The sequence below is a fragment of the Gemmobacter sp. genome (genome assembly GCF_016792925.1).
Lineage (GTDB): Bacteria > Pseudomonadota > Alphaproteobacteria > Rhodobacterales > Rhodobacteraceae > Gemmobacter.
In genome coordinates, this window is record NZ_JAEULU010000173.1 from 1 (window position 1) to 1,535 (window position 1,535).

General features: G+C 70.6%; 2 protein-coding genes. One reads left to right on the plus strand and one right to left on the minus strand.

Going from position 1 to position 1,535, the window contains the following annotated elements; genetic code table 11:
- Positions 1–953: TraB/GumN family protein (locus tag JNN06_RS08200; RefSeq protein ID WP_291239104.1), on the plus strand; the 953-nt coding region annotated here is incomplete at its 5' end.
- A gap of 296 nt (positions 954–1,249) precedes the next feature.
- Here JNN06_RS08200 and JNN06_RS08205 read toward each other — a convergent pair.
- Positions 1,250–1,535, minus strand: a 286-nt coding sequence (locus JNN06_RS08205) for a hypothetical protein (RefSeq protein WP_291239105.1), incomplete at its 5' end; no start/stop codon positions are given.

Genomic DNA, 1,535 nt, shown 5'->3' on the forward strand with positions numbered 1-1,535 from the left:
CCGCCGCCGCGCGCTGCGCCGGCGAGGATCTGCTGGCGAGCCTCCCCGCCCCCGAGGCCTCAGCACTGGAGGCCGCCACTGACGCCCAGCCTTTCGCGCGCGGCAATCTTTGGCAGGCCCGCCGGGCCGATGGGGCAAAGCTGGTGATTCTCGGCACCTATCACATGGCCGACCCGCGCCATGATGCCATCCTCGCCCGCGTCGCGCCGCTGCTGGATCAGGCCAGCGCGCTCATGGTCGAGGCCGGCCCCGAGGAGGAACGCGCGCTGAAGCGCGACATCGCCGCCGATCCCTCCCTCCTGTTCCTGCCCGATGGCCCCAGCCTGATCGAACAGATGCCGCCCGAGGATTGGCAGACCGTCGCCGCCGCGCTGAAGGCCCGCAACATCCCGCCCTTCATGGCGGCCAAGATGCGGCCCTGGTATCTCGCCACGATGCTGGCCATCGCGCCCTGCGACATGGCCGAGGTGGCGGCGGGGCGCGGGCTGGATCACCGCGTGATGGATGCCGCCAAGGACCGCGCCCTGCCGATCCGCGCGCTGGAGCCGCACACCACCCTGTTCCGCATCTTCGCCCGCCTGACACCCGGGCAGCAGCTTGACATGCTGCGCTCCTCGCTGGTGATGGAGGACCGGATCGAGGATTTCGCCGCCACCCTCTCGGCGGGCTATTTCGCGGGTGAAAGCCGCAAGGTCTGGGAATATCTGCGCCTGAGCAGCCACACCCTGCCCGGCTATACCCCCGCCCGCGCCGATGCCGAATTTGCCATGATGGAACAGGTGCTGATGGTGGAACGCAACCGGCTGTGGATCCCGGTGATCGAGGCCGAAGCCGACCGCGCGCGCGGCCAGGGCCCCGTCTTCCTCGCCTTCGGCGCCCTGCATCTGGCCGGGCGCGAGGGCGTGCTGGCCCTGCTCGCCGCCCGCGGCTGGGACGTGCAGCCAATACCGTAACGGCGCCCCAATAGCCGAGGCCAAGCGGCACCGTCCTGATCCGCTACCCCAATTGACCGAGGCCATCGCCGAGGTCACGCGGCACCCTATCCACATCGGGCCGGTGGCCCGAAGCCACCGGCCAGCGCCCGCCCCGCCATTGGCGGGCGCTTTCGCGCCCACCGGGCGGGCGCTGGCCTCCCGGTCATGGGCTGAGCCGGTTTGCTGGGCCCAGCCCACATGGGCGGGGAAAGGCGATGCCTTTCCTGATCCGCCCAACCTCGCCATCCACCGCCCGGCGGGTGTTTGCCTCCCGGTCACGGGTTGAACCGGTCTTGCGGCATCGCTTTCACATCGGCGGAGAAAAGCGGTTCCACTTCCGCCCGCCCCCCAATGGCCGAGGCCATTGCCGAGGTCATGTGAAAACGCTGGTGAGTTCGGGCCGGTGGCCCGAGCCAACGGCCAGCGCCCGCCCCGCCAATGGCGGGCGCTATCGCCCCCGCCGGGGCAGGCTCTGGCCTGTCGGCCTTGTGCTGAAACGGTCCTGCCGCACCGCCCACACACAGGCGGGAAAGCGCGGTGCGCTTTCTGATCCGCCCGAAG